The organism is Cellulosimicrobium cellulans (assembly GCF_042723955.1).
In the GTDB taxonomy this organism is placed as follows: Bacteria; Actinomycetota; Actinomycetes; order Actinomycetales; family Cellulomonadaceae; genus Cellulosimicrobium; species Cellulosimicrobium cellulans_H.
The window spans coordinates 1-13,065 of the sequence record NZ_JBHXIC010000021.1 but is presented as its reverse complement, the minus strand read 5'-3'; the positions used below and the strand labels follow the sequence as shown (position 1 = coordinate 13,065).

Annotated in this window: 10 protein-coding genes; 7 read left to right on the top strand and 3 right to left on the bottom strand. The window is 74.3% G+C overall.

Translation table 11 applies throughout. The annotated features are described in order from the left end of the window. Positions 1-44 precede the first annotated feature (44 nt). Both ACFWH7_RS08100 and ACFWH7_RS08095 read left to right on the top strand, forming a co-directional pair. Complete coding sequence (locus tag ACFWH7_RS08100) at positions 45-266, top strand: hypothetical protein (protein ID WP_047233948.1); 222 nt, start codon at positions 45-47, stop codon at positions 264-266. Then, the gene (locus tag ACFWH7_RS08095; protein ID WP_378215995.1) at positions 263-1,180 is read left to right on the top strand and encodes an N-acetylmuramoyl-L-alanine amidase; all 918 of its coding nucleotides are present in this window, start codon (positions 263-265) and stop codon (positions 1,178-1,180) included. Before ACFWH7_RS08100 ends, ACFWH7_RS08095 begins: the two co-directional genes overlap by 4 nt. Before the next feature lie 39 nt (positions 1,181-1,219). Here the strand turns inward: ACFWH7_RS08095 and panB are convergent, their stop codons facing one another. Both panB and ACFWH7_RS08085 read right to left on the bottom strand, forming a co-directional pair. Continuing rightward, a complete protein-coding gene (panB, locus tag ACFWH7_RS08090) occupies positions 1,220-2,068 on the bottom strand; it encodes a 3-methyl-2-oxobutanoate hydroxymethyltransferase (RefSeq protein ID WP_378215994.1) in 849 nt (282 codons plus the stop codon). A gap of 58 nt (positions 2,069-2,126) precedes the next feature. Further along, positions 2,127-3,830: an NAD+ synthase gene (locus ACFWH7_RS08085; protein WP_378215993.1), complete on the bottom strand. Its 1,704-nt coding sequence runs from the start codon at positions 3,828-3,830 to the stop codon at positions 2,127-2,129. 117 nt (positions 3,831-3,947) lie between these two features. On the opposite strand from ACFWH7_RS08085, the gene glnA reads away from it, so the two are divergent. From glnA to ACFWH7_RS08070, 3 genes are read left to right on the top strand one after another with little or no spacing between them, the layout of a single operon-like run. Beyond that, complete coding sequence (gene glnA / locus ACFWH7_RS08080) at positions 3,948-5,285, top strand: type I glutamate--ammonia ligase (protein ID WP_378215992.1); 1,338 nt, start codon at positions 3,948-3,950, stop codon at positions 5,283-5,285. After that, complete coding sequence (locus ACFWH7_RS08075) at positions 5,282-8,437, top strand: bifunctional [glutamine synthetase] adenylyltransferase/[glutamine synthetase]-adenylyl-L-tyrosine phosphorylase (RefSeq protein ID WP_378215991.1); 3,156 nt, start codon at positions 5,282-5,284, stop codon at positions 8,435-8,437. Before glnA ends, ACFWH7_RS08075 begins: the two co-directional genes overlap by 4 nt. 2 nt (positions 8,438-8,439) lie before the next feature. Further along, on the top strand, positions 8,440-8,835 hold the full coding sequence (locus ACFWH7_RS08070; RefSeq protein WP_378215989.1) for a hypothetical protein: 396 nt from the start codon (positions 8,440-8,442) through the stop codon (positions 8,833-8,835). Between the two features lie 20 nt (positions 8,836-8,855). Here the strand turns inward: ACFWH7_RS08070 and ACFWH7_RS08065 are convergent, their stop codons facing one another. Beyond that, positions 8,856-9,497, bottom strand: a complete 642-nt coding sequence (locus ACFWH7_RS08065; RefSeq protein WP_378216029.1) for an NADPH-dependent F420 reductase — start codon at positions 9,495-9,497, stop codon at positions 8,856-8,858. Positions 9,498-9,586: 89 nt separating this feature from the next. Between ACFWH7_RS08065 and ACFWH7_RS08060 the strand changes: the two genes are divergently transcribed. Both ACFWH7_RS08060 and ACFWH7_RS08055 read left to right on the top strand, forming a co-directional pair. Beyond that, a complete protein-coding gene (locus ACFWH7_RS08060; RefSeq protein ID WP_378215987.1) occupies positions 9,587-11,182 on the top strand; it encodes an SLC13 family permease in 1,596 nt (531 codons plus the stop codon). 122 nt (positions 11,183-11,304) lie between these two features. Beyond that, a partial coding sequence (locus tag ACFWH7_RS08055; protein WP_378215986.1) for a flavin-containing monooxygenase occupies positions 11,305-13,065 on the top strand: 1,761 nt, incomplete at its 3' end.

The following is a 13,065-nucleotide window of genomic DNA, read 5'->3' as shown; positions in this document are numbered from 1 at the left end:
CGGCGTGGACGGCCGGGCGGGCCGAGATGGGGGAGGATCGGGTCATGAGCACCGGATCACGCTTCACCGACGACGGCGAGCCCGCGGCCGAGGACGAGTACTACTTCGACACCCGCACCGGCGAGGTGCACCGTGGCCCGAGCGGCTCGTGGTCGCACCGCATGGGCCCGTACCCGACCCGTGAGGCCGCGCAGAAGGCGTTGGAGACCGCGCGCGAGCGGTCGGACGCCTGGGACGAGGAAGACCGCCGCGAGCGCGGCGAGTGACCCACGCCCCACCACCCGGCCCGCGGCGCGTCTGGTCCGGGCGCCTCGGCCTGCTCCTCGCGGGGCTCGCCGTCGGCGCGCTGACGTTCCTCGTCGCGCTGCAGGTCCGGGCCGGGTCCGGGGGAGACCCGACGACGCTCACCCCCTCGGGTGACGAGGTCGCCTCCGCCCCCGAGCCGGAGCCGACGATCGCGTCCCCGGACCCGACGGTCGCGGAGACCGGTCCGCCGCCCCCGCTCGCCGGCCTCACGGTCGCCGTCGACCCGGGGCACAACGGCGGCAACGGGGCGAACCCGCTCACGGTCAACGCGCCCGTCCCGGACGGGCGGGGCGACACCAAGGCGTGCAACACGGTGGGTGCGTCCACGGACGCGGGCTACCCCGAGCACGCGTTCACGTGGGACGTGAGCAGCCGCCTCGCGGAGGGGCTCACTGAGCTCGGCGCCGTCGTCGTGCTCACCCGGCCCGACGACGCGGGCGTGGGGCCGTGCGTCGACGCGCGGGGCCGCTTCCCCCAGGAGAACGACGCGGACGTCCTCGTCTCGATCCACGCCAACGGCACCGAGGACCGCAGCGCGCACGGGTTCTTCGCGATCGTCGCGGACCCGCCCGTCGACGACGCCCAGGGGGAGCCGAGCGTCGCGCTCGCCCACGAGCTCGTGGCGGCGTTGACCGCCGCCGGGTTCGCGCCGTCGTCCTCGGTCGCCGCGGACGACGGTCCGATCCAGCGACGCGCCGACCTCGCGACGCTCAACCACGCCGAGCGCCCCGCGGTCATGCTCGAGCTGGGGGAGATGCGCAACCCCGACGAGGCCGCGGTCATGGAGTCCGAGGAGGGCCGGCAGCGCTACGCCGACGCCCTCGCCGCGGGGCTCACCGCCTGGGTGGCCGCGGGCGGCGCGGACGCCGGCTGAGCGTCGCCGCCTCGCCGCCCCCCGCGGAAGCCCGGGAGGTCAGCGCGCGAAGCTGTGCGCGTCGTCGGGGAACGTCCCGCCGCGCACGTCCGCGGCGTAGTCGGCCGCCGCCTGGCCGAGCGCGGCGCCGATCTCGGCGTACCGCTTGGCGAAGCGCGGCGACCAGTCCGTCATGCCGGCCATGTCCGTCCAGACGAGCACCTGGCCGTCGCACGCGGCGCCCGCGCCGATGCCGATCGTGGGGATGCGCAGGATCTCGGTGATCCGCGCGGCGACCTCGACCGGCACCATCTCGAGCACGACGGCGACGGCGCCCGCCTCGGCCACCGCGAGGGCGTCCTCGCTGAGGCGCTCCGCCGCGTCGTCGCCCCGGCCCTGGACGCGCGGCCCGCCGAGCGCGTTCTCGGACTGCGGCGTGAAGCCGAGGTGGCCCACGACGGGGATGCCGGCGTCGGTCAGCGCGCGGATCTGCGCGGCGATGCGACGCCCGCCCTCGAGCTTGACCGCGTTCACGCCGGTCTCCTTGAGGAACCGCACGCCCGTCGCGAGCGCCTGCTCCGCGCCCGCCTCGTACGAGCCGAACGGCAGGTCGACGACCGTGAACGCGCGCCGCGCGGCGCGCGCGACGGCGCGAGCCGGGGGGATCAGGTCGTCGACCGTGACGGGGAGCGTCGACGCGTGCCCGTGCATCGTGTTGCCGATCGAGTCGCCGACCAGCAGCATGTCGATCCCGGCGTCGTCGAAGATGCGCGCGGTCACCGCGTCGTACGCCGTGAGCATCGTGATCTTCTCGCCGCGCGCCTTCGCCTCGGCGAGGTGGTGCACGCGGACGCGGCGCGGTCCCGTGCCCCCGGTCGTGGCGGGCTCGGGGGCGGTGTGAGCAGACATGACGGCCTTTCCTGGGTGCGGGGTACGGGTCGGACGGCGCGCGGGGTGACCGGCGCCGTCAGTCGAGCGGCTCGCGCCAGCGGTTGGTGATGGGCAGGCGACGGTCGCGGCCGAACGCGAGGGCGGTGACCTTGGGGCCCGGCGGGTACTGGCGGCGCTTCCACTCGGCGCGGTCGACGAGCGTGACGACCTTGTCGACGACCTCGGGGTCGAACCCGCGCGCGAGCAGCTCGGCGCGGCCCTCGGCGTGCTCGATGTAGGCGTCGAGCACCTCGTCGAGCAGGTCGTAGGGCGGCAGCGAGTCCTGGTCCGTCTGGCCCGGGCGCAGCTCCGCCGACGGCGGCTTGGTGATGGACGACTCGGGGATCGGCGGGATCTCTCCCCGGTCCACCGCCTGGTTGTTCCGCCAGCGCGCGAGCTGCCAGACGCGCGACTTGTCGACGTCCTTGAGGGGCGCGAAGCCGCCGATGCTGCCGGCGTCGTAGATCGTCGCGTACCCGGTCGCGAGCTCGGACTTGTTGCCGGGTGCGATGACGAGGTGGCCCTCGCGGTTGGAGATCGCCATGAGGATCACCCCGCGCACGCGCGCCTGGAGGTTCTCCTCGGCGACGCCCTCGAGCGCGAGCTCGCCCTGGAACGCCTCGACCATCGGCGCGATGGGCTGGACGCGGTAGTCGGCGCCGAGCCGCTTGGCGAGGTCCGCGGCGTCGTCCTTGCTGTGGTCGGACGAGTACTGCGAGGGCATCGAGACGCCGACGACGTTCTCGCCGCCGATCGCGTCGGCGGCGATCGCCGCGGTGAGCGCGGAGTCGATCCCGCCCGAGACGCCGAGGAGGACCGAGCGGAAGCCGTTCTTGCGGACGTAGCCGGCCAGCCCGGTGACGCAGGCCCGGTACACCTCCTCGTCGGGGTGCAGCTCGGGAGCGCGCGGCCCGCGGGGTGCGCCGTCGGACGGCAGGTCCCACACGAGCAGGTCCTCGACGAACTGCGGCGAGGCCGCGACGACGGCGCCCGAGGCGTCGGTGACGAACGAGCCGCCGTCGAACACGAGGTCGTCCTGCCCGCCCACGAGGTTCACGTACGCGACCGGGGCGCTCACCTCGCGCGCGCGGCGCGCCGCGAGGTCGGTCCGGACGTGGCCCTTGCCCTCCTCGTACGGGGAGCCGTTGAGCACGAGCAGGAGGTCGAGCCCGTTCCCCGCCTCGTCGAGCGTGGCCATCTCGGCGACCGGTCCGCCGTCCTGCCAGACGTCCTCGCAGATCGCGATCCCGACGCGGCGGCCCTCGACCTCGACGACCGTCGTGGTCTCGCCCGGGGCGAAGATCCGGAACTCGTCGAAGACGCCGTAGTTGGGCAGGTGGTGCTTGTCGTACGCGGCCTGCACGACGCCGTCGCGCAGCACGACGGCGCGGTTCGTCGGCAGGTCCGCCGGCGAGCCCGAGGCCTCGCGCTCCGCCGCGCCGGCGCCGCGCGGGGCTCCCGAGGTCCCGACGGTGCCGAGCACCACGGTGATCCCGCCCAGGCCGTCGGCGGCGAGTCGCGCCGCGATGTCCGCGGCGGCGTCCCACGCCGCGCGGCGGAACGACGCGCGCAGGGCGAGGTCCTCGATCGGGTAGCCGGTGAGGGTCATCTCCGGGAAGGCGACGAGCCGCGCGCCTGCTGCCCCCGCCTCCCGGGTGCGCTCGAGGACGAGGGCGGCGTTGCCGTCGAGGTCCCCCACGCACGTGTCGACCTGTGCCAGCGCGACGCGCAGATCAGCCATGCGGCCAGCCTAGACGAGCGCGGGGTCACGGCCGGTCGGGAGGGGCGTCCCGACGCGCGACGTCCGCCACACGGCCGTGTCACCCGTTCGTCACACGGATCAGGCAGGATGTACCGCATGGACAGGCAGCAGGAGTTCGTGCTCCGCACGGTCGAGGAGCGCGACATCCGCTTCATCCGGCTCTGGTTCACCGACGTGCTCGGCATGCTCAAGTCGGTGGCGATCGCGCCGGCGGAGCTCGAGTCGGCGTTCGCGGAGGGCATCGGGTTCGACGGCAGCTCGATCGAGGGCCTCACGCGCGTGTACGAGGCCGACATGATCGCCAAGCCGGACCCCACCACGTTCCAGGTGCTCCCGTGGCGCGGCGAGCGGCACGGCACCGCGCGCATGTTCTGCGACATCCTCACGCCGGACGGCGAGCCGTCCCTCGCGGACAGCCGCAACGTGCTCAAGCGCGCGCTGGCGAAGGCCAGCGACAAGGGGTTCACCTTCTACACGCACCCCGAGGTCGAGTTCTACCTGTTCAACCAGCCCGCCGACGCCGAGCACGGCCTCGTGCCCGTCGACCAGGGCGGGTACTTCGACCACCTCGCGCGGGGATCGACGCACGACTTCCGCCGCGCCGCGATCACGATGCTCGAGTCCATGGGCATCTCGGTCGAGTTCTCCCACCACGAGGCGGGACCGGGCCAGAACGAGATCGACCTGCGCTACGCGGACGCGCTGACCACCGCCGACAACCTCATGACGTTCCGCACGGTCGTCAAGGAGGTCGCGCTCGAGCAGGGCGTGTTCGCCTCGTTCATGCCCAAGCCGATGGCCGACCAGCCGGGCTCGGGCATGCACACGCACCTGTCGCTCTTCGAGGGCGACCGCAACGCGTTCCACGAGCCGGGTGCCCAGTTCGAGCTGTCCAAGACGGCGCGCCAGTTCATCGCCGGCCTCCTCGTGCACGCCGCCGAGATCACGGCGATCACCAACCAGTACGTGAACTCGTACAAGCGCCTGTGGGGCGGCGCCGAGGCGCCCAGCTACGTGTGCTGGGGCCACAACAACCGCTCGGCGCTCGTGCGCGTGCCGATGTACAAGCCGGGCAAGGGCAACTCGAGCCGCGTCGAGTACCGCGCGCTCGACTCGGCCACGAACCCGTACCTCGCGTTCGCCGTCATGCTCGCCGCGGGCCTCAAGGGCATCGAGGAGGGCTACCAGCTCCCCGAGGCCACCGAGGACGACGTCTGGGAGCTCACCGACGCCGAGCGTCGTGCCCTGGGCATCAAGCCGCTCCCGCAGTCGCTCGACGAGGCGATCGCGGTCATGGAGAAGTCGGAGCTCGTCGCGGAGACGCTCGGCGAGCACGTCTTCGACTTCGTGCTGCGCAACAAGCGCCAGGAGTGGGACGGCTACCGCGCGCAGGTCACGCCGTTCGAGCTGAAGCGGTTCCTCCAGGTCCTGTGAGCGGGCCCACGACGACATCCGGTCGGTCCGGCGGCTCCCGCCGTCCGACGCTCACCGGTCGCCTCGCGCGCGTCGGCTTCGCCGACATCTCGCGCTCGGCGGGTCTGCTCGCGGACCCGGACCTCACGCTCCTGCTCGACGGCGGTCGCGCCCCGGGCGCGGACGCTCCGGACGGCGGCGCGGACCCGGCGTCCGTCGTCGACGACGAGCTCCTTGCCGCGTTCGGGGCGGCGGCCGACCCCGACCTCGCGCTGCTCCAGGTCGTGCGGCTCGCGGGCGCGCTGCGCCCCGACGTCGAGGCGGGCGGCCCGCTCGCGGACGTCGCGCGGCGCACCCTGCGGCCCGGCGAGGCGCGCGACCGCCTGCTGGCGGTGCTCGGCGCCTCGGTCGCGCTCGGCGACGACGTGGTGCGCCGACCCGCGCTGCTCGAGGTCGTCGCCGACCCGACCCCGGGGACCGGCGTCGACGTGCGCGACGTCCGGGCCGAGCTGCTGCGCGCCGTCGGCGCGGATCCCGACGCCGCGGTGCCCGTCGCCGACCAGGCCGGTCCCGAGCGCGTGGACGCGCTGCGCCGCTCCTACCGCGAGCGGATCCTGCGCATCGCCGCGACCGACCTCACGGTGACGGACCCGCTCACCCGCATGCCCGCGGTCGGGGCGGCGCTCGCGGACCTCGCCGCCGCCGCGCTCGAAGGGGCGCTCGCGATCGCCCGCGCCGAGCTCGACGACCACGGCGCGGGCGTGCGGCTCGCCGTCATCGGCATGGGCAAGTGCGGCGCGCGCGAGCTCAACTACATCTCCGACGTCGACGTCATCTACGTCGTCGAGCCCGCCGAGGGGTACGACGAGGCGTACGCGACCAGCGTGGGCGCGCGGCTCGCGACGGGCCTCGCGCGCGTGTGCTGGGGCACGTCGGGGGAGCCCGCCCTGTGGCAGGTCGACGCCGCGCTGCGCCCCGAGGGCAAGCAGGGCCCGCTCGTGCGCACGCTCGCGAGCCACGTCGCGTACTACGAGCGCTGGGCCAAGACCTGGGAGTTCCAGGCGCTGCTCAAGGCGCGCACGGTCGCGGGGGACCGGGACCTGGGCCGCGCGTACGAGGAGGCGATCGCGCCGTTCGTGTGGTCCGCCGCGGGCCGCGAGAACTTCGTCGAGGACTCGCAGGCGATGCGCCGACGCGTCGAGGACCACGTGCCCGCGGCCGAGGCCGACCGCCAGCTCAAGCTCGGCAAGGGCGGCCTGCGCGACGTCGAGTTCACCGTCCAGCTTCTCCAGCTCGTGCACGGACGGGCGGACGAGTCGATCCGCAGCCGCGGGACGCTCACGGCGCTCGCCGAGCTCGCCGCGGCCGGGTACGTGGGCCGCGAGCACGCGGCCCGGCTCGGCGTCTGCTACCGGTTCCTGCGCTCGCTCGAGCACCGCATCCAGCTCTTCCGGCTCCGGCGCACCCACCTCGTGCCGACCGCCGAGGACGAGCTGCGCCGTCTCGCACGGTCGCTCGGGATGCGCGCCGAGGGCGCCGAGGGGCTCACGGAGCGCTGGCGCGCGACGCGCCGCGAGGTGCGCGGCCTGCACGAGGAGATCTTCTACCGCCCGCTCCTGCCCGCCGTCGCGCAGCTCTCCCCGGACGAGGTGAGCCTCGCGCCGGAGGCGGCGAAGGCGCGCTTCGCGGCGATCGGCTACCGCGACCCCGCGGGCGCGATGCGCCACGTCACCGCGCTCACCGAGGGCGTGAGCCGGCGCGCGGCGATCCAGCGCCAGCTCCTGCCCGTCATGCTCGGCTGGTTCGCCGAGGGCGCGGACCCCGACGCGGGCCTGCTCGCGTTCCGCACGCTCTCCGAGACGCTCGGCGCGACGCACTGGTACCTCAAGCTGCTGCGCGACTCCGGCTCCGCGGCGCAGCGGCTCGCGCACCTGCTCTCGAACTCCCGCTACATGGCGGACGCGCTCGCCCGGTCGCCCGAGTCGGTCCGCTGGCTCGCGGACGACCACGACCTCGCGCCGCGCGGCATCGAGCGGCTCACGGCCGAGACCGACGCCATCCTCACGCGCGCTGACGAGGTCGAGCCCGCGACGGTGAGCCTGCGCGCGGTGCGCCGCCGCGAGCTCGCGCGCACGGGCGCCGCCGAGCTCCTCGGCGTCGTCGACGCGGTCGACGCCGCGCGCAGCATCTCCGACGCCGCGGACGTCGTGCTCGCGGGCGCGCTCCGGGTCGCGGAGTTCGTCGCGCGCGGCGAGCTCGGGTACGACGCCCAGGACCCCGGCTCCGCCCCGGCGCGCCTGCTCGTCGTCGCGATGGGTCGCCTCGGCGGGCGTGAGATGGGCTACGGCTCGGACGCCGACGTGATGTTCGTGCACGACCCGGCGCCCGGCACCGAGGGCGCCGACGCCCAGGCGTACGCGCTCGCCGTGGCGACTCGGCTGCGCCAGCTCCTGTCCGCCGTCGGCCCGGAGCCCGCGCTCCCGGTCGACGCCGACCTGCGGCCCGAGGGGCGCAACGGCCCGCTCGTGCGCTCGCTCGCGTCGTACACCGAGTACTACGAGCGGTGGTCGAGCGTCTGGGAGGCGCAGGCGCTCCTGCGCGCACGCCCGGTCGCGGGCGACCTCGACGGTCTCGGCGAGGCGTTCACGCGCGTCGCCGACGGTCTGCGCTACCCGCAGGGCGGCCTCGACCTCGCGGAGGTGCGCGAGGTGCGGCGCATCAAGGCGCGCGTCGAGTCCGAGCGGTTGCCGCGCGGCGTCGAGGCGTCGCGCCACCTCAAGCTGGGCCGCGGGGGAGTGTCCGACGTCGAGTGGACCGTCCAGCTTCTCCAGCTCCAGCACGCCCACGACGTGGCCGGGCTGCGGACGACCTCGACCGTGGACGCGCTCGAGGCCGCCGTGGCGGCGGGTCTCGTCGACGCCGACGACGCCGTGGTGCTCGGCGAGGCGTGGCACCTCGCGTCCCGGCTGCGCAGCGCGCTCGTGCTGTGGTCCGGCCGGACGACCGGCACGACCGTGGACGTGCTGCCGCACGACCGGTTCGCGCTCAACGGCCTCGCGCGTGTGCTCGACCTCCCGGACGTCCACACGGGCGCCGAGCTCGAGGAGCACTTCCTGCGCACCGCGCGGCGCGCCCGGACGGTCATGGAGCGCGTCTTCTACGGCGAGGACTGACCGTGGCCCGGCGCGACGAGCCGCCCGTCCCGGGCCTGCTCGACCGACGCGAACCCCGCGTGCTCGGCGGTTCGGGAGACCGCCGGGCGGTGGCGCCGGAGCGTGGTGGTGGTCGACCGGCCGAGTCGTTCTACGGTGCGCGGCTGCGTTGGGCGGGATGGATCGCCTGGGCGCTCGCGGCGTTCGCCGTCGTGCTGACCGTCGTGTGGCAGCGCCCCGAGCCCTTTGGCGCCGCGGTCCTGTGGGGCCTGGCCGGCGTCGGGTGCCGACGGTCCGCGCGCCTCGTGGAAGGCCCGCTCGGACCGGTCCGCGCGCTCGCGCTCCTCGGCCTGGTGGTGGCGCTCCTCGTGCTGCTGATCGTGGGCGCAGGCCTCGTCGCCCGGGGCGAGCACGCCTGACGCGCCCGCCCCGGGGCACGTCAGAGCGTGCGGGGCGCCCGGGCGAGGTTCTCGCGCAGCTCGTCGGCGTCCTGGCGCGCGACGTACGCCGGGCGGTCGCGCTCGACGCGCCACGACTCCGCGAGCGGGCTCGTGTCGACCGCGTCGAACCCGAGCTCGTCGTAGAACCGCACGACCCAGGCCGCGGCGTCGGGGAAGTCGCTCGCGGTCGCCAGCGCGCGGCGTCCCGGGGTGCCCGCGGGGGTCCCGTCGGTCGTGATGTCCGTCGACCGGATGTGGTTGAACGCCTTGGCCACCTTGGACCCGGCCAGGTGCTCCTGGAGCAGGCCCGACGACGTGGCCTCGCCTCGGTCGATCGCCTCGACGTGCCCGTCGCGCTCCCAGTAGTAGTTGTTCGCGTCGAGGACGATCTTCCCGTCGAGCGGCTCCACGGGGACCTCGCGGTACGCCCCGAAGGGCACCGCCACGACGGCGACGTCCGCGGCACGCGCCGCCTCCTCGGCGGTCGCCGCCCGTGCCCGCGGACCCAGCTCGGCGACGAGGTCGTCCAGCGTCCGGGGGTCCCGGGAGTTCGCGATGACCACGTCGTAGCCGTGGGTGATGGCCGCCCGTGCGACCTGAGAGCCGATGTTCCCTGCGCCGATGATCCCGAGAGTCGTCATGGTCATCGACAACGCACCGGCGTGCCCACTATTCCGGTCCCCGCCGCCAGGGGGCATCCTGTGGCATCCTGACGTCCCAGGGGGTGCCCATGATCGATCCGCTGGTCGCGACGTTCGTCATCCTGGCGCTGGCGGTCGTGGGCTTCATGACCAACCGGCTCCCTCTCGTCGTCGTCGCGCTCTTCGTGCCCGTCTCCCTGTGGGCGACCGGGGTGCTCACGCTCGACGAGGCGCTGGGCGGGTTCAGCGACCCGATCGTGCTGTTCATCGCGAGCCTGTTCGTGCTCAGCGACGCGCTGGACTCCACGGGGATCACCGCGTGGATCGGGCAGTGGCTCGAGCGGCGCGCGTCGCTCGGTCGTGCCGGGCTGCTCACGCTGATGGTCGGGGTCGCCGCCCTGCTCGCGGCCGTCATCAGCATCAACGGCGCCGTCGCGGCGCTCCTGCCGGTCGCGGTCGTGGCGGCCGCGCGGGCCGGCATCGTGCCCTCGCGCATGCTCGTCCCGCTCGCGTTCGCCGCGGGCGCCGGCTCGCTCCTCACGCTGACCGGCACGCCCGTGAACATCATCGTCTCCGAGGCCGCCGCGGAGGCGGGCGGCCAGGAGTTCGGCTACTTCGAGTTCGCGCTGGTGGGGATCCCGCTCGTCCTCGCCACGGCCGTGCTCGTCGTGACGCTCGGCGACCGGCTGCTCCCGGAGCGCGTCCCCGAGCACCTCGCCGACACGGCCACCGACCCGCGCGAGCGGGTGCGCTCGTGGCGCGAGAGCTACCCCGCCGAGCTCGACACGGGTCGCCTGTTCACGGGCGGCACGGGGGTCGTCGAGGTGCTCATCGCGCCACGCTCGACGCTCGTGGGGCGCCGGGTGAGCCCCGGCATGACGACCCGGGACGAGGGCCTCGTCGTGCTCGCCATCCGCCGCGGCGACGGCAGCTCGACCGGGCCGGACAGCGAGGCACCGTCCGGCCCGATGACCCTCCAGCCGGGCGACGCCGTGCTCGTGCGCGGGCCCTGGGACGCGCTCCACCGCTACACGCAGTCGCCCGACGTCATCGCCGTCGACTCCTCGAAGAGCCTCCAGCGTGGCGTCCCGCTCGGGCGCGGTTGGCGGCGCTGCCTCGGGGTGCTGGTCGCGACCATCGTGCTGCTCGCGACCGGGGTCGTGCCGCCGGTCATCGCTGGTCTGCTCGCAGCGGGCGCCCTCGTGCTCCTGCGGGTCGTCACCGTGCCGCAGTCGTTCCGCGCGATCTCGTGGGACACCGTGGTGCTCATCGCGGCCCTCATCCCGCTGTCCGCGGCGTTCGTCTCCTCCGGTGCGGCCGACGCGATCGCGGACGTCGTGCTCCGGGTCACCGGCGGCGGCTCACCGCACCTCGCGCTCCTCGTCGTGTGCGTGCTCACGCTCGTCCTCGGCCAGTTCATCTCGAACGTCGCGACGGTCCTCGTGATGGCCCCCGTCGCGGTGTCGTTCGCGCAGACCCTGGGCGTGAGCGTGCAGCCGTTCATGATGGCGCTCACGGTCGCCGGGGCCGCGGCCTTCCTCACGCCGATCGCGACCCCGGTGAACCTCATGGTCCTCCAGCCGGGCGGCTACCGGTTCGGCGACTACTGGCGCCTGGGCCTGCCGCTGGCGCTGGTGTTCGTCGCCGCCGCGGTCCTGTACGTGCCGCTCGTCTGGCCGTTCTGATCCGGTCTCCGGGACGCGTGAGCTCGCTCTGGCACGAAGCAGCGTCGCGTGGGACGGTATACCGCGTCGCGCGGGCAGCGTGCCTGCGACGTCCTGACGGACCTGGAACGGGGGAGCGGTACATGGGGGATTCGGCGAGCAGCGGCGAGACCTACGACGCGGTCGTCATCGGGGCGGGTTTCTCCGGCCTGGCGATGCTGTACCACCTGCGAGAGGCCGGTCTCTCCGTCCTCGTGGTCGACGGCGCCGGGGGAGTCGGCGGTACCTGGTGGGCCAACCGGTACCCGGGCGTGCGCACCGACTCGGAGTACCTCGCGTACGCGTTCTCGTTCTCCCGCGAGGTGCGGGACGAGTGGGACTGGAGCGAGCGGTACCCGCGCGGCGAGGAGATCCGCGCGTACCTCGAGTTCGTCGCCGACCGGCTCGACCTGCGGCGTGACATCCGGCTGAGCACGACGGTCGAGCGGGCCGAGCACTCGGACGTCACGAACCTGTGGACCCTCACCCTCGCCGACGGGTCGACGCTGCGCGCCACCTACCTCGTCTCGGCGACGGGGCTGCTCTCGCGTCCCCTGTACCCGGACCTCCCCGGCCTGGACACCTTCGCCGGGCCCGCGTACCACTCGGCGAGGTGGCCGCACGCGGGGGTGGACCTGTCCGGCAAGCGCGTCGGGCTGGTCGGCGTCGGCGCCTCGGGGATCCAGATGCTGCCCGAGCTCGCCGCCCAGGCGGCCCACGTCACCGTCTTCCAGCGCACCCCGAACTACGTCCTGGAGACGACGAGCCCCGCGGTCACCGCGGACGAGCTCGCCGCGCTGCGTGCGGACTACGACGCCGTCTTCGAGCGCGCGGCCCAGCACCCCTTCGGTGTGCCGATGGAGATCCCGACGCGGTCCGCGCTCGAGGTGGACGACGACGAGCGCCGCCGGGTGTTCGAGTCGCGCTGGGAGGCGGGCGGCTTCCGGTTCGCCAACGAGTGCTTCACCGACCTCGTCTCGAGCCCCGAGGCGAGCGCGCTCGCGTCCGAGTTCCTCCGCGGCAAGATCCGGGAGATCGTCACCGACCCCCGGACCGCAGAGGCGCTCAGCCCCTCCACCTACACGTTCATGGGCAAGCGCCCGCCCACCGGCCACGGCTACTACGCCGCGTACAACCGGGAGAACGTCGAGCTCGTGGACGTCCTCGCGACCCCGATCACGCGGGTGACGCCCAGCGGCGTCGTGGTTGCGGGCCCTGACACGGGCGGGCAGGAGGTCGAGCACAAGCTCGACGTGCTCGTGCTCGCGACCGGGTTCGACGCCATGACGGGCGCGCTCACCGCCTTCGACGTCGTCGGTCGTGAGGGCATCACGCTGCGCGAGCGGTGGGAGCGGGACGGGCTGCGGACCTACCTGGGGATCTCCGTCCACGGGTTCCCCAACTTCTTCCTGTCGCTCGGCCCGCAGACGCCGCTGTCCAACCTCACCGTACCGGTCCAGCGCGGCGCGCAGTGGCTCCAGAGCGCGCTCGCGTACGCGCGGGAGAGCGGCGTCGCGCAGCTCGAGGCGACGCGGGAGGCCGAGGAGTGGTGGTACGAGGAGACCGAGCGCGCGGGGCGGGCCACCGTCATGTACGAGGAGGGCAAGAAGGCCGGCGCCTGGTTCGTCGGCGGCAACGTCCCGGGCAAGCGCGCGGAGATGGCGGTGTACCTCGGCGGAGGGCCCGTCTATCAGGACGAGTGCGCCCGGGCCGCGGCCGAGCAGTACGCCGGGTTCCGCCCGGGCTCCGGGCTGCCGACGGCCCACATGCCCGCCGCCGCACTCGAGCGCACCGTTGAGCGAGTTGATCGTCGGGCCGAACCCGGCACCCGAGACCATCGCCTGGTGCGACGTCATCACCCCGGG

What these genes read in the sequence shown, in the direction of transcription:
- ACFWH7_RS08060 (WP_378215987.1), top strand. Translation starts at nt 9,587, where the DNA reads ATGATCGATCCGCTGGTCGCGACGTTCGTCATCCTGGCGCTGGCGGTC.
- ACFWH7_RS08065 (WP_378216029.1), bottom strand. Translation starts at nt 9,497, where the DNA reads ATGACGACTCTCGGGATCATCGGCGCAGGGAACATCGGCTCTCAGGTC.
- panB (WP_378215994.1), bottom strand. Translation starts at nt 2,068, where the DNA reads ATGTCTGCTCACACCGCCCCCGAGCCCGCCACGACCGGGGGCACGGGA.
- ACFWH7_RS08100 (WP_047233948.1), top strand. Translation starts at nt 45, where the DNA reads ATGAGCACCGGATCACGCTTCACCGACGACGGCGAGCCCGCGGCCGAG.
- ACFWH7_RS08085 (WP_378215993.1), bottom strand. Translation starts at nt 3,830, where the DNA reads ATGGCTGATCTGCGCGTCGCGCTGGCACAGGTCGACACGTGCGTGGGG.
- glnA (WP_378215992.1), top strand. Translation starts at nt 3,948, where the DNA reads ATGGACAGGCAGCAGGAGTTCGTGCTCCGCACGGTCGAGGAGCGCGAC.